At 71.8% G+C, this 19037-nt stretch carries 19 protein-coding genes and 1 tRNA gene; 11 read left to right on the forward strand and 9 right to left on the reverse strand.

All coding sequences use genetic code 11. The annotated features are described in order from the left end of the window. Positions 1–61 precede the first annotated feature (61 nt). From HUN58_RS14360 to HUN58_RS14370, 3 genes are read right to left on the reverse strand one after another with little or no spacing between them, the layout of a single operon-like run. Entirely contained in the window at positions 62–1456 is a 1395-nt protein-coding gene (locus HUN58_RS14360; protein ID WP_180225022.1) for a DUF4350 domain-containing protein, read from the reverse strand. Further along, the gene (locus HUN58_RS14365; protein WP_180225023.1) at positions 1453–2091 is read right to left on the reverse strand and encodes a DUF4129 domain-containing protein; all 639 of its coding nucleotides are present in this window, start codon (positions 2089–2091) and stop codon (positions 1453–1455) included. The genes HUN58_RS14360 and HUN58_RS14365 overlap by 4 nt, the downstream gene beginning before the upstream one ends. Continuing rightward, positions 2088–3470 (reverse strand): glycerophosphoryl diester phosphodiesterase membrane domain-containing protein, encoded by a 1383-nt coding sequence (locus HUN58_RS14370; RefSeq protein WP_180225024.1) that lies wholly within the window; start codon positions 3468–3470, stop codon positions 2088–2090. The genes HUN58_RS14365 and HUN58_RS14370 overlap by 4 nt, the downstream gene beginning before the upstream one ends. Before the next feature lie 148 nt (positions 3471–3618). Between HUN58_RS14370 and mtrA the strand changes: the two genes are divergently transcribed. The 6 genes from mtrA to secA all read left to right on the forward strand — a co-directional run bounded on the left by mtrA (position 3619) and on the right by secA (position 12217). Further along, on the forward strand, positions 3619–4293 hold the full coding sequence (mtrA, locus tag HUN58_RS14375; RefSeq protein ID WP_058742167.1) for an MtrAB system response regulator MtrA: 675 nt from the start codon (positions 3619–3621) through the stop codon (positions 4291–4293). A gap of 5 nt (positions 4294–4298) precedes the next feature. Further along, entirely contained in the window at positions 4299–5978 is a 1680-nt protein-coding gene (gene mtrB, locus HUN58_RS14380; RefSeq protein WP_254631506.1) for an MtrAB system histidine kinase MtrB, read from the forward strand. Beyond that, a complete protein-coding gene (locus HUN58_RS14385; protein WP_180225025.1) occupies positions 5975–7654 on the forward strand; it encodes an LpqB family beta-propeller domain-containing protein in 1680 nt (559 codons plus the stop codon). Before mtrB ends, HUN58_RS14385 begins: the two co-directional genes overlap by 4 nt. A 109-nt stretch (positions 7655–7763) precedes the next feature. Next, entirely contained in the window at positions 7764–8453 is a 690-nt protein-coding gene (locus tag HUN58_RS14390) for a ComF family protein (RefSeq protein WP_180225026.1), read from the forward strand. Between the two features lie 140 nt (positions 8454–8593). After that, positions 8594–9289 carry a ribosome-associated translation inhibitor RaiA gene (raiA, locus tag HUN58_RS14395; protein ID WP_180225027.1) on the forward strand — a complete coding sequence of 232 codons (696 nt, stop codon included), beginning with the start codon at positions 8594–8596 and terminating at the stop codon, positions 9287–9289. 147 nt (positions 9290–9436) lie between these two features. Continuing rightward, positions 9437–12217, forward strand: coding sequence for a preprotein translocase subunit SecA (gene secA / locus HUN58_RS14400; RefSeq protein WP_058742171.1), 2781 nt, complete (start codon positions 9437–9439; stop codon positions 12215–12217). A gap of 90 nt (positions 12218–12307) precedes the next feature. Here the strand turns inward: secA and HUN58_RS20965 are convergent, their stop codons facing one another. Next, positions 12308–12808, reverse strand: a complete 501-nt coding sequence (locus HUN58_RS20965; RefSeq protein WP_258554782.1) for an Rv3235 family protein — start codon at positions 12806–12808, stop codon at positions 12308–12310. A gap of 99 nt (positions 12809–12907) precedes the next feature. On the opposite strand from HUN58_RS20965, the gene HUN58_RS14410 reads away from it, so the two are divergent. Next, a complete protein-coding gene (locus HUN58_RS14410; protein WP_114849855.1) occupies positions 12908–14413 on the forward strand; it encodes a sensor histidine kinase in 1506 nt (501 codons plus the stop codon). Positions 14414–14510: 97 nt separating this feature from the next. Here the strand turns inward: HUN58_RS14410 and HUN58_RS14415 are convergent, their stop codons facing one another. After that, positions 14511–14759, reverse strand: a complete 249-nt coding sequence (locus HUN58_RS14415) for a WhiB family transcriptional regulator (RefSeq protein WP_022904217.1) — start codon at positions 14757–14759, stop codon at positions 14511–14513. Positions 14760–15017: 258 nt separating this feature from the next. On the opposite strand from HUN58_RS14415, the gene HUN58_RS14420 reads away from it, so the two are divergent. Further along, a complete protein-coding gene (locus HUN58_RS14420; protein WP_180225028.1) occupies positions 15018–15449 on the forward strand; it encodes a hypothetical protein in 432 nt (143 codons plus the stop codon). A 146-nt stretch (positions 15450–15595) separates the two neighbouring features. Here the strand turns inward: HUN58_RS14420 and bcp are convergent, their stop codons facing one another. Beyond that, positions 15596–16066, reverse strand: a complete 471-nt coding sequence (bcp, locus tag HUN58_RS14425) for a thioredoxin-dependent thiol peroxidase (protein ID WP_114849571.1) — start codon at positions 16064–16066, stop codon at positions 15596–15598. 113 nt (positions 16067–16179) lie between these two features. Between bcp and HUN58_RS14430 the strand changes: the two genes are divergently transcribed. Then, positions 16180–16255: transfer RNA gene (locus HUN58_RS14430), tRNA-Lys, on the forward strand. Between the two features lie 80 nt (positions 16256–16335). On the opposite strand, the gene HUN58_RS14435 is transcribed toward HUN58_RS14430, so the two are convergent. From HUN58_RS14435 to HUN58_RS14445, 3 genes are read right to left on the reverse strand one after another with little or no spacing between them, the layout of a single operon-like run. Beyond that, positions 16336–17484 carry a site-specific integrase gene (locus HUN58_RS14435; RefSeq protein WP_180225029.1) on the reverse strand — a complete coding sequence of 383 codons (1149 nt, stop codon included), beginning with the start codon at positions 17482–17484 and terminating at the stop codon, positions 16336–16338. Continuing rightward, complete coding sequence (locus tag HUN58_RS14440) at positions 17484–17885, reverse strand: ImmA/IrrE family metallo-endopeptidase (RefSeq protein WP_180225030.1); 402 nt, start codon at positions 17883–17885, stop codon at positions 17484–17486. Before HUN58_RS14440 ends, HUN58_RS14435 begins: the two co-directional genes overlap by 1 nt. A 32-nt stretch (positions 17886–17917) precedes the next feature. Continuing rightward, positions 17918–18382: a helix-turn-helix transcriptional regulator gene (locus HUN58_RS14445; protein ID WP_208745543.1), complete on the reverse strand. Its 465-nt coding sequence runs from the start codon at positions 18380–18382 to the stop codon at positions 17918–17920. Positions 18383–18460: 78 nt separating this feature from the next. Between HUN58_RS14445 and HUN58_RS14450 the strand changes: the two genes are divergently transcribed. Then, on the forward strand, positions 18461–18721 hold the full coding sequence (locus tag HUN58_RS14450) for a helix-turn-helix transcriptional regulator (RefSeq protein WP_180225032.1): 261 nt from the start codon (positions 18461–18463) through the stop codon (positions 18719–18721). Then, positions 18718–18945 (forward strand): AlpA family transcriptional regulator, encoded by a 228-nt coding sequence (locus tag HUN58_RS14455; protein ID WP_217488535.1) that lies wholly within the window; start codon positions 18718–18720, stop codon positions 18943–18945. The genes HUN58_RS14450 and HUN58_RS14455 overlap by 4 nt, the downstream gene beginning before the upstream one ends. Positions 18946–19037: the final 92 nt, after the last annotated feature.

Genomic DNA, 19037 nt, shown 5'->3' on the forward strand with positions numbered 1-19037 from the left:
GGCCGAGCACCGTTCCGGGCGTCGGGCCCTGCGTCGGTGGCCGCGCTGCTGGTGTGGTCGGTCACGGGCGTGCTCCTCGGTGCTTGTTCGACGGCGGGTGCTGGTTCGACGGCGGGTGCTGGTCGGACGGCGGGTACTGGTCGGACGGCGGCTGCCGGTGTTCTGTGCGCCGCTCGCTGGTGGTCTGGTGCCGGTCGTCCACCGGGCCGCCCGTCGCGGCGCGCAGCGCCCGTTCGAGCGCGTCGAGCTCGGCCACCGCCGTGACCAGCGTCCGGTCGTCGCGGACGGGACCGCCGACCAGGACCGCGCCGACCTCGGAGTCGAAGCGTCCGGTCGCACGGGCGACGGCCCGGACGACGTCGTCGACGTGCGTGCTGCGGGCCAAGCCGAGCCGACCGGCACTCCGTCGGAGGGCGGCGACGCGCAGGGTGTCGAGCGCGTGCGTGCGGTCGCGGGTCCTGGCGTACAGGCGGGCCCGTCCCTCGGTGGTCTCGGCCGCGCGGACGACGACCGGCAGCCGCTCGACGACGAGCGGTCCGAGGCGCCGACCACGCCAGACGGCGGCCGCGACCGCGACGAGCCCGAGGAGGGCGAGGACGCTCGGCACCCACGGCGGGGCGAGTGAGCCGAGCGTCGGCGCGGCGTCCCCGCCGGCCGGGGTCGGCACGTACCAGCTCAGCGTCGGGGTCGCGCTGCTCCCGCCGCCCTGGCCGAGCAGCCCGAGGGCGAGGGCCGCGTCGCCCGCGGTCGTGATCGTGTCGTTCCGCAGGGCGCCGGTGGTGCCGAGGAGGACGACGTCCCCACCCGCCGTGGTGGTCCGCGCGATGCCCCATCCTCGTCCGTCGCCGAGGTCGGTCGACGCGCAGAGCTCGACGCCCGCGGTGTCGGCGTCCGGCACCGCGACGTAGGCGGTGCCCTCGGTGGTGACCGACCGGGCGGCGGCGACCGCCGGGACGGGGCACGTCGTGGTGGTCACGGTCCGGCGCTCGGTCACGCGGGACGCGGGCTCCAGCCGCAGCCCGACGGCGTCGAGCACGCGGGCGTCCTCGGTGACCAGGACGACGTGGGCGGCGCGGGCGACGATGCGCCGTGCGACCGCGAGGTCGAGGACCCCGGCGGAGTCGTCGACGAGGACCGTGCCGTCGCCGACACGGCCCGCGTCCCGCACCACGTCGACGGCGACCCCCTGCTGCTCCAGGACCCGGACGAGCGCGCGGGAGCCGCTCGCGGTCGTCGAGGTCGGGTCGAGCGGGGTCCGGTCCGTCGGCGCCGATCCCTGCACGACGGCGGTGGCCACCGCGAGGACCAGCGCGACGGCGACGACGACCGACCACAGGGCGACCCGGCGGGCGAGACCGCCGCGACCGGTCCCCGCGGGAGCCGGGCCCGCGGACACCGGGGTCGTGGACGGCTCGGGGGTCGCGGTGCGCTCGCGGGTGGCACCGGCCGCGCTCACGCGGGCGCCGCCGGCTGGTCGGGTCGGACGGGGCGGGTGGTCCGCACGGTCGCCTCGGTGTCCAGGACCGCGCGGGCGGTCGGTTCGTCCGCGGGACGACCGAGGTAACGCACGGCGTCGAACGCCGCGGCGGCCCGGGCGAGGGCGACGGCGGCGTCCGGGAAGGACGGCGCCGCACGGTCGGCGATCGCGCGGGCCGTGGCGCCTGGCACGTCCGGGACGAGGTCCCGTTCGCCGAGGCCCCTGGCGATCGCCCGGTAGCCGTCGAGGACCGCGCCGTCCCAGTCCCCGGCGCGGAGTGCTGCCCGTGCGGCCTCGGCGACGTCGCGCGTCGGACGCAGGTCGTCCGCGTCGAACACCCCGCCGATCGAGTCCGCGGCGGTGCGGGCGCGTCGGCGGGGGAGTCCGCGGGCGACGACCACGAGGACGACGACCGCGACGAGGACGACCACGGCCGTCCAGAGCAGCGTCTGCGCGACGGCGGGGGACCCGAGCCCGTCGGCACGCAGCGACTGCAGCCAGTCGAGGACCGCGCGCGACGCCCGGTCCCACCAGGTCGGCTCGACGGCCGCGTACTCGCTGCGCTGCAGTTCGCGCTCGAGCAGGTCCCGGGCCTCGTCCGGACCGGGGGTCACGGGCGACCGTCCGGCTTCCCGCCCCAGGTCGGCGGCTCCGGCTGCTGCGTGGGAGGGACCGGCCACTGCGGCGGCTGCTGCGACCACTGCTGCTGCGGGGTCCACTGCTGCTGCGGCGGCCACGGCCGCCCCTGCGCGGGCAGGAGCGGGTCGGCGGGCGCGAACGGGTCGCTCGGCTGCCCGGTCTCGAGGTGCGCCGCGATCCGCTGGTCGAGCCCCTCGGTCCGGATGCGGCGGTCGACCGCCAGGAAGGTCGTGATCGAGGCGGACAGCACGTCGACGACGCACTGGACCGCGATCACGAGCAGGCTCCCCACGACCAGGGCGACGACCGCGCCGACCCCCACGCCGGCCCGCGCGCCCGTCTGCCCGAGGGGGTCGAAGGTCCCGCCGAGCAGCAGCGCCCCGATGGACAGCGGCGTCGCGGCGATCGACGCGGCGAACCCGAACACGACCTGCACGAGCAGCAGGATGCCGAAGGTCCGCCAGAACGCACGCCGGGTGAGCCGCCACGACTGCGCGGCCGCGGCGAACACCGACCGGCCCTCGAGCGCGATCGTCGGGACCGTGAAGGCGAACCGCGTGCCGAGCCAGGCGGCGAGCACGCCGAACCCGAGCGCGAGCACGACGAAGAGCAGGACGACGCCGCCGAGGCCCGCGCGACTGCCCGAACCGATCGCGGCGACCCCGGCGAACGCCACCAGGCCGAACACCAGGGCGGCGACCACACCGGCGCCGGCCTGCAGCAGGATCCAGGCGAGGACCGACCTCCGGCGACCGGCGAGCAGCCGCCACAGGCCGCCGAACGAGGCACGGCGGCCGAGGATCCGCTGCCCGGTGTCGACGGCGACCGGCGCGACGAGGAAGCCCCGGCCGAGCGAGGCGATGAAGGGCAGAGCGACGGACAGGAGCAGCCAGAGCGTGATGGACCCCGCGGTCACCGCATCGGCACCCCGACCGGCGTCGACCGCGGCGAACATCCGCGACTGGAGTGCTTGCTGCCCGAGGGTCCCGGCGAGGGTCGACACCAACCCGAGCACGCCGCTCAGCAGCAGGCTCCAGAGCAGCAGGACCCGGGCGTTCCGCCGGAGGACGGTGAACGCGCCGGACAGGACGTCCCCCAGCCCGAGCGGTCGCAGCGGCAGCACGGGACGCGAGCCGGCCTGCTGCGGCCCGGGCTTCCCGGACCACCCGCCGGACGGCGGCTGCGCGCCGGACCACGCGCCGGACGGCGGCTGCGCGCCGGACCACCCGCCGGACGGCGGCTGTTGCCCCGACCACCCGCCGGACGACTGCGACCCCGGTGCCGGTGGCGTGCCTCCCGGCCGATCCGCCCCGTCACGCGACCCGGACGCTCCCGGTACCTGCCAGTCGGACATCCCCGCCCCCGTCGTCATCCGTCGGCCGCGCTGCGGTCGCGCGCGGACACTCCCATCCTGTCGGAAAACCCGGCCGTGCGGGGGACGGCGCTATCGTGAGCCTGGGTGCCGGTCCGGCACCACCGCCCGCCACCCGGAGTCCACGCACATGACACCGCGCATCCTCGTCGTCGACGACGACCAGGCCCTCGCCGAGATGATCGGCATCGTCCTCCGCTCCGAGGGCTACGAGCCCGAGTTCAGCGGCGACGGCAACGACGCCGTTGACGCGTTCCACAGCACCAAGCCCGACCTCGTCCTGCTCGACGTCATGCTCCCGGGCATCGACGGCATCGAGGTCTGCAAGCGCATCCGCGCCGAGAGCGGCACGCCGATCATCATGCTCACCGCGAAGGGCGACACCGCCGACGTCGTCGCGGGTCTCGAGAACGGCGCCGACGACTACGTCGTGAAGCCGTTCAACCCGAAGGAGCTCGTCGCGCGCATCAAGACGCGGCTCCGACCGACCGCCTCGGACGCGACCGTGCTGCACGCGGGCGACCTGACCGTCGACGTCGCCGCGCACGAGGTCCGTCGCGGCGACACCGTCATCGCGCTCACCCCGCTCGAGTTCGACCTGCTCCGGGCGCTCGCCGAGAAGCCGAACCAGGTGTTCACGCGCGAGATGCTCCTCGACCAGGTGTGGGGCTACCACTACAAGGCGGACACCCGGCTCGTGAACGTCCACGTGCAGCGACTCCGCGCGAAGATCGAGCACGACCCCGACAACCCCCGGATCGTGACCACGGTGCGCGGCGTGGGGTACCGGGCCGGAGGAGCCTGAGCACCGTGTCGTCGGGACCGTCGCGCGACCTCTTCGGCCGCGGGTGGGCGGCGCGCACGCGTCGCCGGGTCCGCCGGTGGGTCCGGCGCGGCTGGTACGCCGTCGCCTGGCTCTGGCGACGCTCCCTGCTGGTCCGGTCGGTCGCCATCACCGTCCTGACCACCGGGCTCGCCGTCGTGGTGATCGGCACCGCGGTGATGATCAGCATCTCGAACAACGTGTACGCCCAGCGCCGCGACCAGATCGAGGCGGAGTCGGCCCGGGCGACGGTCGTGGCACAGGGCATCTTCGACGCGGCGACGGCGGCCGAGGACAACAACCAGACCGAGCTCGAGACGCTGCAGAGCGAGGCGCAGCAGGCGATCCTGTCGAACACGACGAGCCCCGGCGGCACGAGCATCGCGATCGAGCGGAGCCCGGACCAGTCCACCCCGCAGACCCTGCAGAACCTGGCGAGCTCGGACTTCCCGGACGAGGTCATCACCGACGCACTCCGGCGCGAGGTCGCCAAGGACACCGGTCGACTGAGCCTGCAAGCCGTGCGGCTCGACGACGGCGGCCGTCGTGAACCCGGGCTGGCCGTCGGGTCGATGCTGCAGATCCCGAGCGCGGGCCAGTACGAGCTCTACATCGTCTACGACCTCTCCGACGCGCAGCAGACCCTGGACTTCGTCTCGCAGACCCTGTCGATCGGCGGCGTCGCGCTCATCGTGCTCATCGCCCTCGTGACGTCCCTCGTCGTGCGGCTCGTGGTGGTGCCGATCCGTGGTGCGGCGGAGACCAGTCGGAAGATCGCGGCGGGGCGCCTCGACGAACGCATCCCCGTCCGCGGGCACGACGACATCGCGATCCTCGCACGGAGCTTCAACGACATGGCGGACGCCGTGAGCCGGCAGATCACCCAGCTCGCCGAGCTCTCCCGCGTGCAGCAGCGGTTCGTGTCGGACGTCTCGCACGAGCTCCGGACCCCGCTCACGACGATCCGGCTCGCCGGCGACATGCTCTTCGACTCCCGGCACGCCTTCGAGCCGTCGGTCGGTCGGTCGGCGGAGCTCCTGCACGCCCAGGTCGAGCGCTTCGAGCTCCTGCTCGCCGACCTCCTCGAGATCTCCCGCTACGACGCGCAGGCCGTGCAGCTCGACACCGAACCCGTCGTGCCCGCGTCCCTCGCGGCCGACATCGTCGAGGAGTTCCGACCCCTCGCCGAGCGCGCCGGCGTCGACCTGCAGCTGGCCACCCCCGGCGGCCACACCACGATGCAGCTCGACGCGAAGCGGGTCCGGCGGATCCTGCGGAACCTCGTCGGCAACGCGATCGAGCACGGTGATGCGAAGCCCGTGCAGGTCGTGGTCGACAGCGACTCGCGCAGCGTCGCGATCGCCGTCCGCGACCAGGGCGTCGGCATGCCGCCGGAGGACACCGCCCGCGTGTTCGACCGGTTCTGGCGGGCCGATCCGAGCCGGAAACGCACGATCGGGGGGACCGGGCTCGGCCTCGCGATCTCCCTCGGCGACGCGCGGCTGCACGGCGGACGCATCGACGTGTGGTCCCGCCCGGGCGAGGGGTCGACCTTCGTGCTCGTGCTGCCGCGCGGCGAGCAGGTCGGCACGGCGACGTCCGCGATCCCGCTGCCCGAACTCGACGAAGCGTACGACGGCCCCCGGGCCGTCCGGGAGGAACGATGAGGAACACCCTCCGTGCCGCGGTGGCGACCGCGCTCGCGGCCCTGACCGTCGTCGCGGTCACCGCCTGCGCGGCCATCCCCACCGACGGCCCCGTGCGCGCCGGCCAGTCGGTCAAGGACGAGTCGATCTCCGGGGTGGACTTCCGCCCGGACAAGCCCGTCGACGGATCCGACCAGACCGCGATCCTGCGCGGCTTCGTCGCCGCGGGCACGGGCGCCCAGGACGACTACGCGATCGCTCGGGAGTTCCTCGCGGACGGCTTCGCGAAGAAGTGGAACCCGCGCCGCGGCGTGACGATCCTGCAGGGCAGCGGCACCGTCGAGCGGGTCGCCGACCGCGAGCTGACCTACACGCTCACCGCGAGTGCGACCGTCGACCAGGACGGCGAGTACACCCAGGCCGTGCGCCCGACCACGTCCACCCTGACGTTCCAGTTCGTCCGGCAGGACGGCCAGTGGCGCATCGCCTACGCGCCCGACGGCATCATCCTGACGCCGGTCAGCTTCGAGTCCGTGTTCCAGGAGCACGCGCTGTACTTCTTCGACCCCACCTACCAGTTCCTCGTGCCGGACGAGCGGTGGTTCCTCGCGCGCTCGTCGACCAGCACCCGGATCGCGAGCGCCCTGCTCGCCGGACCCGCTGACTGGCTGAAGGGCGCCGTCGTCTCGGCGTTCCCGGAGGGCACGCAGCTCTCCTTGAACGCGGTCACGATCGACAACGGCACCGCGCTGGTCGACCTGTCGAGCGACGCCCTCAGCTCGAGCAACGACGACAAGGCCCGGATGCGCGAGCAGCTCACGCGCTCCCTCGCCTCGGTCGCGTCGGTGTCCTCGGTCTCGATCACCTTCGAGGGCGCCACCTTCTCCGGCGCGGAGCAGGACGGCACCCCGGCGCAGGTCAACCCCGACGTCGACCCGCGGCCCCTGGTCGTCCGGGACGACCAGGTCGGCTTCGCGACGGCCGGGGGCAAGGTCGCACCGCTCGGCGGCGGGCTCGCCGACACCGTCGCCGGGCTCGACCCGCGGTCCCTCGCCCTGTCCGCGTCCGGCACGGTCGCCGCGGTCGGCAACGCCAGCGGCGTCGTGGTCGCCCGCGGCAAGGACGCCCTCCGCGTCGACGCGACGCCGGGACTCGTCCCGCCGTCGATCGACGATCTCGACTTCGTGTGGGTCGGCCGGTCCGACGACACCGGCCAGGTCACGGCGTACGGCCTCGGCGGCGACCCGCACGCCGTGAAGACGACGCTGCCGCAGGGCAAGCTCGTGTCGTTCCAGCTGTCCCGCGACTCCACGCGCGCACTCGCACTCATCGAGACCGCGGACGGTCCGGCCCTGTACGTGATGGCCGTCGTGCGCGGCGCCGACCGGACGCCGACGAGCCTCGGCTCGCCGGTGCGCGTGCAGGCCGCGAGCGGCGACGCCGTCGGCGCGGCCTGGGTGAACGACAGCGACGTCGTGTCCGTCGCCCAGACCGACGCCGGTCCCGAGGTCGTCCGCTCCACGGTCGGTGGGCAGTCGAGCACCCTGCCGAAGGCCGAGGGCGTGGCGACCGCGGTCGTCGGGGGCGACGGCGGATCGATGCTCCTGCGGATGTCGGACGGGTCCGTGCTCCGGTCCACCGGCGGTGTCTGGGACACCACCGGGGTCACCGCGGACGTCCTCGGCGTCCAGCGCTGATCGGGCGGCCCACCCCGTTCCTCCTCCCCAGGCCGGCCGGACAGGAGGCCCGTCCACCGTCCGTCCCGTCGGCGCGCGTCCGCAGGACGGTCACCCCGAGCATGGGGACGTGACCCGAGCGCAGCCCGACCCACCCCCGCCTCGCGACCGCTGGGCGGACGCCGCCCTCGCGGTGCTCGGTCTGGTCCTGCCGGTCGCATGCGTCGGGTGCGGCGCCCCGGACCGGGCGCTCTGCCGGTCCTGTCGCGCCGAACTCGACGCGCTCCCCACGTGCCGCCGCCTGGTGGCCGGCGTCCGGCTCGACGCCGCGTGGTCCTACGAGGGCCTCGTCCGGACCCTGGTGCTCGAGTGCAAGCTCCGGAGCCGCGTCGACCTCGCCGGGCCGCTCGCCGGACGGTTCGGCGTGCTCGTCCGGCGCGCGCTCGCCGACCACCCCGAGGCGGTGCTCCTGCGCGTCCCGCCGTCACGCCGCGGAGCTCGACGTCGCGGGTTCGACCCGGTGGTCCTCCTGCTGGGGCGCGCGCGGCTGCGACGACCGCGGGCGCTCGTGCGCGTCCGCGTCGGTGGCCCGGGGCAGCGGGTCGCCGCGGGGCACGGGCAGAAGGAGCGGACGGCCGTCGAACGGGTCGTCGCGACGGTCGGCACCCTGCGCGCCACCGGCGTGACCGGTCGGGACGTCGTGCTCGTCGACGACGTCGTGACGACCGGGGTCACGATGGCCGAGGCGATCCGGGCGGTCCGCGTCGCCGGCGGCCGGGTCGCGCGGTGCGTGGCGCTCGCCGAGGTGGACGCCCGGTGACGCCTGGGTGTCCGGTGGGTGTCCGCACCGACCCGCCGAGGGGTGGTGACGGCGGCTCGGTCGGGGGTCTAGCCTCGCGGCAAGGCGTCCGGGATCGCCGGATGGAGGCGACGCGCCGAAGTACGGATGGGAGCCGCCACATGGACGTGACGATCACAGGACGGAACGTCGGGGTCACCGATCGATTCCGCACCTACGTCGAACAGAAGTCCGAGAAGATCGACGTGCTCGCCGACCGCGCCCTCGCCTTCGAGGTGCGCCTCAGCCGCCACAACGAGAAGTCCGGCGGCAGCGGAGGCGAGGACCGCGTCGAACTGACCCTAATCGGCCCCGGCCCGCTGGTCCGCGCGGAGTCCGCGGCGTCGGACAAGTACGCCGCGTTCGACCTGGCGTTCGCGCGTATCACCGAGCGGCTCCGCCGGGCGCGTGACCGCAAGAAGGTGCACCGCGGACGCCACCGCCCGACCTCCGTGGCCGAGGCGTCCGGCACCGCGTTCGAGCACATGGGCGTGACGCCCGCCGACGGCAAGCTCATCGAGACCGTCGCGACCGGGGCCGTCCCCGTGGTCGAGGAGGCACACGAGGACGACGCCGAGGTCTACTCGCCCGTGGTGATCCGGCACAAGGTCTTCCAGGAGTCGCCGATGACCGTCGACGACGCGCTCTACCGGATGGAGCTCGTCGGGCACGACTTCTACCTGTTCGTCGACGCCGAGACCCACCGACCGAGCGTCGTCTACCGCCGGAAGGGCTGGGACTACGGCGTGATCGGCATCGACGGCAGCGAACCCGCCGACCAGGTCGCCGAACCGGACCGCACGGCCGCCACGGTCTGAGTCGCACCGACGACCGACGGTGTGCGCGGCCCGCGACCGGGCCGCGCACACCCGCGTCCCTCCCAGCGCAGGGACCTGGCGGGTTGCTAGCATGACTGGCTGTTCGGATCGCGCAGGTCGCGCGCGACGACCCCGTAAGGAGCTCACGTGGCAAACGTGCTGGAGAAGGTCCTCCGCATCGGCGAAGGGCGCACCCTCCGTCGGCTGAAGGCGTACGCCTCGGCCATCAACGACCTCGAGGACGACTTCGCGAGCCTCACGGACGAGGAGCTCCAGGACGAGACGAAGGAGCTCCGCGAGCGCTACGCCAACGGCGAGACCCTCGACGACCTGCTCCCCGAGGCCTTCGCCGCGGTGCGCGAGGCAGCGAAGCGCACGCTCGGCATGCGGCACTTCGACGTGCAGCTCATGGGCGGCGCGGCCCTGCACCTCGGCAACATCGCCGAGATGAAGACCGGTGAGGGCAAGACCCTCGTCGCGACGACCGCCGCCTACCTCAACGCGATCCCGTCGCGCGGCGTGCACGTCATCACGGTCAACGACTTCCTCGCGTCGTACCAGTCCGAGATCATGGGCCGCGTCTTCCGCGCGCTCGGCATGACCACGGGCTGCATCATCGCGAACCAGACCCCCGCCGAGCGCCGCGAGCAGTACGCCGCGGACATCACGTACGGCACGAACAACGAGTTCGGCTTCGACTACCTGCGCGACAACATGGCGTGGCAGGCCTCGGACATGGTGCAGCGCGGGCACTTCTTCGCGATCGTGGACGAGGTCGACTCGATCCTCATCGACGAGGCCCGCACGCCGCTCATCATCTCCGGTCCGTCCTCGGGCGAGGCCAACCGGTGGTTCACCGAGTTCGCCTCCATCGCCACGCGGCTCATCCCGGGCGAGGACTACGAGGTCGACGAGAAGAAGCGCACCGTCGGCGTGCTCGAGCCCGGCATCGAGAAGGTCGAGGACTACCTCGGCATCGACAACCTGTACGAGTCGGCGAACACCCCGCTCATCTCGTTCCTGAACAACTCGATCAAGGCCGTCGCCCTGTTCAAGCGCGACAAGGACTACGTCGTGATGAACGGCGAGGTCCTGATCGTCGACGAGCACACCGGTCGCATCCTGATGGGCCGCCGCTACAACGAGGGCATCCACCAGGCGATCGAGGCGAAGGAGGGCGTCGAGGTCAAGGCCGAGAACCAGACCCTCGCGACCGTCACGCTGCAGAACTACTTCCGCCTGTACCAGAAGCTCTCCGGCATGACGGGTACCGCCGAGACCGAGGCGGCCGAGTTCATGTCGACCTACAAGCTCGGCGTCGTCCCGATCCCGACGAACAAGCCGATGCAGCGCATCGACCAGACCGACCTCGTCTACAAGAACGAGAAGGCGAAGTTCGAGCAGGTCGCCGAGGACATCGCCGAGCGCCACGAGAAGGGCCAGCCGGTCCTGGTGGGCACGACGAGCGTCGAGAAGTCCGAGTACCTGTCGAAGCTCCTCGCCAAGAAGGGCGTGAAGCACGAGGTCCTCAACGCCAAGAACCACGCACGTGAAGCCGCGATCGTGGCCCAGGCCGGTCGACTCGGCGCCGTGACCGTCGCCACGAACATGGCCGGCCGCGGTACGGACATCATGCTCGGCGGCAACTCCGAGTTCCTCGCCGTGCAGGAGATGCACGCCAAGGGGCTGTCCCCGACGGAGACGCCGGAGGAGTACGAGGCCGCCTGGGACGAGGTCTTCGCCGAGGTCAAGAAGACCGTCGAGTCCGAGGGCGACAAGGTCCGCGACGCCGGCGGGCTCTACGTGCTCGGCACCGAGCGCCACGAGTCGCGCCGCATCGACAACCAGCTCCGCGGTCGTTCCGGCCGCCAGGGTGACCCGGGCGAGAGCCGCTTCTACCTGTCGCTCACCGACGACCTGATGCGCCTGTTCAACTCCGGTGCCGCCGAGAGCCTCATGGGCCGCTCGAACGTGCCGGACGACATGGCGATCGAGAACAAGCTCGTCAGCCGCGCGATCCGCTCCGCCCAGGCGCAGGTCGAGGGTCGCAACGCCGAGATCCGCAAGAACGTCCTGAAGTACGACGACGTCCTGAACCGCCAGCGCGAGGCGATCTACAGCGACCGTCGTCACATCCTCGAGGGCGACGACATCCACGAGCGTGCGCAGACGTTCCTGAAGAGCGTCGTCGACGACGTGATCGACACCCACACCGCCGAGGGCAACGCGGACGACTGGGACCTCGACGCGATGTGGACCGAGCTCGGGACGCTGTACCCGATCTCGATCTCCATCGACGAGGTCATCACGGAGGCCGGCTCGAAGGGCAAGGCGACGCGCGACTTCCTCGGGCGGGAGATCCTGTCCGACGCCAAGCTCGCCTACCAGAAGCGCGAGGAACTCCTCGGCGAAGAGGCCATGCGCGAGCTCGAGCGCCGCGTCGTCCTCTCGGTGATCGACCGCCGCTGGCGTGACCACCTGTACGAGATGGACTACCTCAAGGACGGCATCGGCCTCCGCGCCATGGCCCAGCGCGACCCGCTGGTCGAGTACCAGCGCGAGGGCTACGCGCTCTTCCAGAGCATGATGGGCCAGATCCGCGAAGAGTCGGTCGGCTACCTCTTCAACCTCGAGGTGCAGGTCCAGTCCGACGGCGACAACGCCGTGATCGAGGCGAAGGGCCTCGGCGAGGGCGAGGCCACCGGGCTCGAGTACTCGGCGCCGTCGATCGACGGCGAGGTCGAGGTCCGCGACGAGCAGGGTCGCCTCGAGCAGGCGGCGACGGCCCGCGCCCAGAAGGCGCAGGCCGAGGCCGAGGCCGCCGCGGGTCCCGAGCAGGGCTCCGCCTTCGGGAACGCAGCCACGGCCTCCGGTCAGGCCTCGGCCAACAACCGTGCCGAGCGCCGGCAGGCAGCCAAGAAGGGCTGATCCGCAGCGGCCCACGAGCGCGTACGCGACGGACGGGAGGCGCGGTGCCGGCGGGCACCGCGCCTCCCGTCCTCCTGCTGGGCGCGTCGTTCAGAGGACGCCGACGACGACGGCCCGCCAGCGGCCCTGCCGGAGCTCGAGGCGGAGCGCGACGGCGCGCGCATGAGCGCGGGTGTGCACGACGACGGCCGCCTCGACCACTCCGGGCGCGACCGGGCAGAGCCGGACCGTGCCGACCTGGACGAGCGGCCGTGATCGGGCGCGACGCCGGAGCGCCCGGGCGCGCGCGGCGACGGCCGCGCGGTGCAGCAGGTGCCGGTGCACGTCCTCGGTGACCCACCGCGCGATGCTGTCGACGTCGCGGGCACCGGCGAGGACCTCCACGACACAACGGGCGAGGGCAGCGGCGACCTCGGCCGGGTCCGGCGGGGCGTCGGCGTCCGGCGTCCCGGGTTCCGGTGGCGGAGCCGGTGTCCCGGCGGGCCGCGGAGCCGGGACCGCGGCGACCGCTCGGACTCTCGTCTCCGATCGGTCGTCGTCGTCCTCGTCGTCGAGTCGATGCGCGTGTCCTGACACCCCGGTCCCTCCCATGTGGCGAACGTACGAATGTGTACGACATGAGAAATACGAAAGCAGCGTGGCTGTGGAGGCGTGCCGTTGTCCACAACGGGCCGCACCTAGACTGACGTGGTGTCGACCCTCAGTGACCTCGTCCTCGCGCAAGGCCGATCCTCCGAAGCGGACGTGGAGTGGCTCCACCTGCTCGTGGGGGACTGGCAGCTCCTCGCCGACCTGTCCTTCGCCGACATGGTGCTCTGGGTACCGACCGCCGAGGACGGCTCGTTCGTGGCCGTCGCGCACGCCCGGCCGAGCTCCGCCGCGACGCTCTTCTACCGCGACATCGTCGGGCAGGAGATCCGCGAGGAATGGCGCGAGCAGGTCACCGAGTGCTTCGCCGCCGCCCGGGTCGTCGACTCCGCCGAGCCGGACTGGTACGAGGACACCCCGACGCGCGTCCGGGCGATCCCGGTGCTCCGCCGACTGAACCCGAACAGCGCCGAGACGACCGAGCGTCCGATCGCCGTCGTCACGCGGCACTCGAACCAGGACGAGATGCGGACCCCGAGCCGCCAGGAGCTCAACTTCACCGCGAGCGCGAACGACCTGTTCGGGATGATCGCCACGGGTGACTTCCCGGACCTCGGTGCCCCGGCCGGCCCCCGCCGCGGTGCGCCCCGCGCGAGTGACGGGCTGCTCCGCCTCGACACGAACGGCGTCGTCACCTTCGCGAGCCCGAACGGCCTGAGCGCCTTCAACCGCATGGGCTTCGAGGGTGAGCTCGAGCGGAAGTCCCTCGCCGAGGTCACGACCGAGCTGATCGGCTCGCAGCTCGACGTGGACGAGTCCCTGCCGCTCGTCGTGACCGGGCGGGCTCCGTGGCGCGCCGACGTCGAGGCGAAGGGCGTGACGGTCTCGTTGCGCTCCATCCCGCTCCGCGACCAGGGCGACCGCATCGGCGCGATCGTGCTCTGCCGCGACGTCACCGAGCTCCGGCACCAGGAGCGCGAGCTCATCACCAAGGACGCGACGATCCGCGAGATCCACCACCGCGTCAAGAACAACCTGCAGACGGTCGCGTCCCTGCTCCGCATCCAGGCACGCCGGACCCACTCGGACGAGGCCCGGACGTCACTGCAGAACGCCATGCGTCGCGTGGCGGCGATCGCCGTCGTGCACGACACCCTGTCGACCGGCCTCAGCCAGAACGTCGACTTCGACGAGGTGTTCGACTCCGTGCTGAAGCTCGTGACCGAGGTCGCGGCGTCCCACAACACGACGGTCCGCCCGAAGAAGACCGGCGAGTTCGGCGTGCTGCCCTCGGAGGCGGCGACCCCGCTCGCGCTCGGCCTCACCGAGCTCGTCACGAACGCCGTCGAGCACGGGCTGGACGGCCGCGACGGCGAGGTCGAGATCGTGGCGAACCGCTCCGACGACCACCTCGACATCGAGGTCCGCGACAACGGCCGAGGCCTGCCGGAGGGCAAGGTCGGCTCGGGGCTCGGCACGCAGATCGTCCGCACGCTCATCCAGGGCGAGCTCGGCGGGACGATCGACTGGCACACGCTCACCGGCAGCGGCACCGAGGTCACCATCACGATCCCGTTCCGCTGGCTCACCGCCGCCGGCGCCGCGTAGCGCTCGGCGCCGTGGGCCCGCCCCAGGCTGGACACACGACGACGCCCGTCGCTCCCAGGGGAGCGACGGGCGTCGTCGTGTCGTTGGTGCTGCTGCGTCAGGAGGCGCGGCGGGCGCGGGCCGCGCGGCGCTTCAGCGCACGACGCTCGTCCTCGCTGAGGCCGCCCCAGACGCCCGAGTCCTGGTTGTTCTCGAGGGCGTACTGCAGGCACATCTCCGTCACCGTGCACCGAGCGCAGACCGACTTGGCCTTCTCGATCTGGTCGACGGCGGGTCCGGTGTTGCCCACCGGGAAGAAGAGCTCGGGGTCCGCGGTGAGGCAAGCTGCCTGGTCACGCCAGTCCATGTGTGGTGCTCCTTGATGTCGATGCTCGAACGGCAGGCCGGGGCCGCGGCTCGGGGATCGGAACGCTGGGCATGCACAGGGCACGAGGGGAGACCTGTGGGGGAGGAATCCGCTGGGAGCGAGTCTGACGCCCGCTGAACGCTCGGGGGAGGAGCGTCGAACCGCGGGAGACGCACACCACATCGTGCCGTCCAAACGACCTCGAATATCGTTCCATACTGGTGGTACCAAATCAAGGGTTCCATCTGGAGGATCGCTGTGTCCGAGACCACCCCGAACGGCCCCGGCCCCGTCGCCGGTCGATCCCCGGCGTTCACGACGCTGCTCGTGGTCGTCGGCCTCGAGGCGCTCGCGCTCGTCGTCGTGACGGTCGCGCTCCTCGTGGAACTCCTCGTCGCGCCGGCGTCGAGCATCGCTTCCGCGATCGCGCTCGTGGTCCTCGCCGCGATCGCCGCGACCTGGCTCGTCGCGATGTTCCTCGGGCTTCGGAACCACCGCTCGTGGGTCCGCTCCGGGATCATCGTCTGGCAGGTGCTCCAGGGCGCGCTCGCGATCGGCGCGTTCCAGGGCGTCTTCCGCGTCGCCTGGGTGGGCTGGGTGCTCCTCATCCCGGCACTGGTCGGCCTCACCCTCGTGCTCTCGCGGCCGATCACAACCGCGCTCGTCCCGCGCGGCCAGCGGGACGACTGACGTCGCGTCTCGGGACGTGAGCGCGAACGGACGGGAGCGCGCCCCGCTCAGCGGTGACGCGCCAGCGTCACGCGGGGCGCGCCGACCGAGCCTGCGAGGGAGGTGTGCCAGCTGGCTCCGCGCCTCCCGTCCGTCCGTGGCTGGGTTCAGACCAGGCCGAGCTTCTTCCGGAGGCTGGCCACGTGACCGGTCGCCTTCACGTTGTAGAGGGGCAGCTGCACGCGGCCGTCCTCGTCGACGACGATCGTCGAGCGGATCGTGCCGGTGACGATCTTGCCGTAGTTGTTCTTCTCGCCCCAGGCGCCGTAGGCGCGGTGCACGGCGAGGTCGGGGTCGCTCAGCAGCGGGAAGGTCAGGGCCTGCTCGTGCTGGAACTCCTTGAGCTTCGCCTGCTCGTCCTTCGAGACGCCGAGGACCTCGTAGCCGGCCGCCTGGAGCGACGTCATGTTGTCGCGGAAGTCGCACGCCTCGGTGGTGCACCCGGGGGTCGAGGCCGCCGGGTAGAAGTACACGATGACCTTCCGACCGCGCAGGTCGGCGAGCGCGTGCTCCGTGCCGTCTTGGTCCGGGAGGGTGAAGTCGGGGGCGGTGTCGCCGACCGCGAGACGGTCCGTCATGGTGCTCCTGTTCGTGTCCGGTGCCCGAGTGGTCGTGAGCACCCAGAACCCATGCTATTGTTGTTTCCCGTTGCAGCACGCAAGTGCGAGAGCAGCAGACAACTCAATACCATGCGCCTCTAGCTCAATTGGCAGAGCAACTGACTCTTAATCAGTGGGTTCTCGGTTCAAGTCCGAGGGGGCGCACCACCAGACGAGACAGGGCCTGGGATCGCATCAGCGGTCCCAGGCCCTTTTTCTGTTGGCCCAGCGGAAACCCAGCGGTTTCGTCAGCGTCCGAGAGCCTCGACGTGGGCTCGGATGTCGGGTCCGTCCACGACACGCCCGGTGTAGTGATCTTCGGTGATTTTCGTGTTCGAGTGTCCGAGCGCTGCTGAAGCGGTCTCGAGGTCGACCTCGTCACGGATCAGCTTGCCGACGGTCTTCCGGAACGTCTTCGGTGTGACCCAGTCCTCGTAGCCGTAGTGGTCCCGGAAGTCGCGCCACTGCCGTCGCATGTTGTTCGGCGATCGGAGCGTGCCGGTCGAGGACGGGAACACCCACTCAGTGCGGGCCTCGGACCTGCGTCGGAGCAGCATCGCGACGGCGAACGGCGCGAGCTTCAGTCGACGGAAGTGCGAGGCGTTCTTCGGGTGAGGCTGGCGCTGCAGCCCCTCGCCTCGGACCTGCACGACAGTCCCGCAGATCAGGACGGTCGGATCGTCGGCGCCGAGGTCCACGTCCTCCCATCGGATCGCGAGGAGCTCTCCGGTGCGGATGGCGGTCGCCATGAGCATGTCAACGAGATCCCCGAGCTCGGCGACGCGCTGACGCCCAGCACCGTCCGTTCCGCCATCCCACTCGGTGAGGCGTCGGCGTAGTACCACGACGTCGTCCAAAGCGATCGTGCGGACCTCGGCGCGCGTCAGGGTGACGGTCCTGGCGTCGGGTACGGGGTTGCTCGGTGCGGCCCCGTGGCGGACGGCGAGGGAGAACATGCCCTTGAGGATCACGCGGGAGGTCTTCGCGGCCGCGGGGGACTTCTTCTCGAGAGCGCCCAGGTAGCGGTCGATGATCGGGACGGTGACCTCGCGGATCCGGAGGCCGCCGAGCGCCGGCTCGACGTGGACGCGGAGGTTGCGCCGGTACGCCTCGAGGGTGCCGGCTGCCTTGTTCTGCTTGAGCAGGGTGTCGTACCAGCGGTCGGCAAGCACCCGCACGTGGCTCTCAGCGGTCATGTCGCCGCCGTGGAGACGGGTGCGGTCTCGGAGGTGCTCTACGAGCGCGTCCTCGGCCTGGCGGCCCGTGGCGCCCGTGCGTTCGACCTGACGGGTAATCCCGTCGAAGTCTCGGAAGCGCGCGAAGGCCACCCACGAGCCCGCTCGCTTCGTGCGGGTGATCTTGCCCCAGGTGCCTAGAACGAGTGGTGGTCGGGGCATCAGGCGCTCACGAGCCGGTGGCCGGCGTAGGTGCGGGGCCCGAACTTCTTCAGGACGTATCGACGGAAGTCGTCGACGACGGCGGTGGTCACGTTGAGCTCCTCGGCGATGTAGTGGGCGTCTGGGCTGACGCGTTCGAGCGCGGCGTAGTCCTCGGGGTGGACGAGCAGTGTGGCTGCGTACATGTCGGCCTGGCGCTCGAGCGCGCTGTCGAGGCCGCTGTCGCAGGTGTGTCCGTGGTGCACGTGGCCGAGTTCGTGGGCGAGGACGGATCGGCGCTCGCTTGGGGTGAGCCGGATGTCGAGGTAGATCCGCTCCTCGAGCGGGGAGTACGCGCCGAGCAGGTCCTCGGGGAGGTGGCCTAGCACGACGCGGACTCCGTAGTCCCTGGCGATGTCCATCAGGTCTCGCACGTTGCCCCTTGTCTGATCGGTCAGTCGGCAGCTGGTTCGTCTGCCTTGCGGCGGCCGCGGCGGGCTGCCTTTGGGAGGTCCTGCAGGTGCGACGCATCGGGGATGACGTCGAAGTCCTCGGAGGTGTCCTCATCTTGCGTGGCGGGTACGACACTGAGGCGTCGCGGCTTGAGCCCCCAGCGTGCGAGGTCGGCGGCGTCTGCTGCTGCGAGCGCCTCGAAGTAGGCGGCGCCGTGGCGGCGGATCGCGATCTCGGCGTTGCGCACGATCTCTGCGGGTTCGATGTCCATGCCGTGTGCGAGCCGGGCGAGTTCCTCGACGTCGACCACGCGCTGCGCTCGGAGGGTCTTCGAGACAGTCGAGTACGGCAGCCGGCTGCGCGCGGCGAGCTCGCGGACGCCGATGTTTCGGCGTCCCGCCTCGGCGCGAAGCTCGGCGCTCACTGCCTGGCTCATCGGACCCAATTCGCGGCTGTTCGTTCCCATGTTGAAAAACTTAGCCATTTCTGGAAACAGGCACAAGTCCCCCTTGCGGAGGACCTACATGGGCGCATACTGGTCCACATGGAAACGCAGAGCTACAGCGAGCAAGTGGCGGGAGAGGTCCGAGCGGCCATCGCCCGCGCCAATCTCACCCAGAGCGCGGTCTGCGCAACGACGGGGATCAAGGGGGCCACGATGTCCCGCAAGCTCTCCGGCAAGGTCGCGTTCGACGTCGACGAGCTCAGCCTCATCGCTGACGCGCTCGGACTCGTCGTCTTCGAGCTGATGCCTCGGACTCGACCGGCTGCGCAGCAGACCCACCTCGAGGCGGTCGCATCGTGACCGGCATCGAGCAGACCCGCCCCGACGACGAGCAGCTCGTCGACATCACCGCAGCGGCCGAGTACCTCGGTCTGAAGGTGAAGACCCTCTACGAGTGGCGGCGCCTTCGCAAGGGGCCCGTCGCCACGAAGGTCGGCCGGCTCGTGAAGTACCGCCTCGGCGACCTTCGCGCGTACGTCGCCTCCCAGCGCGACACGGCGCCCGCCCAGGGCACCGCCGCCTGACCTCTCCCTGATCTTCTGCCGCCGGGCATCCGACTCCCGGCGGGATCTCTCCTCACCCTCTGAAGGGGCAACGACACATGTCCATGGCTACG

The organism is Curtobacterium sp. Csp1 (assembly GCF_013347185.1).